The 415-nt window shown below is 65.8% G+C and carries 1 pseudogene; it reads right to left on the reverse strand.

What is annotated here, in order from left to right:
* Positions 1 to 275, reverse strand: a pseudogene (locus EOD07_RS38050) (precorrin-3B synthase); the annotation flags it as partial.
* Between the last annotated feature and the right edge of the window lie 140 nt (positions 276 to 415).

Here is a 415-nt window from a genome sequence, read left to right on the forward strand (position 1 = left end):
GCGGGGGAGGTGACGAAGTCGAGGGCGGCGGTGGAGGATTGCAGCGAGGAGGGAGCGGAAAGGCCGAGGAAGAGCAAGGCGCGGCCTGGGGCGAGGCGGATTTCGGTGGCGCCGAGGGTTGAGGCTTGCGTGACAAGGTCGATGAGGTTTTGGGCCGGCGTGCTGCCATAGGGCAGGGCGATGCCGAGGGCTTGGCTGTTGCTGAGTTTGAAGGTGCCAATGGGACTTCTCGCAGGCTGGCGTTTCTGCGCCCCCCTCTCTGTCCTGCCGGACATCTCCCCCTCAAGGGGGGAGATTGCCTTGTCGCCGCGACTTTCGCCAATCTCCAACGCTGAAGGTGGAGAGCCGGCGTCGACGTTGCTAATCTCCCCCCTTGAGGGGGAGATGTCCGGCAGGACAGAGAGGCGGGGGGAGG

This window comes from Mesorhizobium sp. M2C.T.Ca.TU.002.02.1.1 (assembly GCF_003997225.1).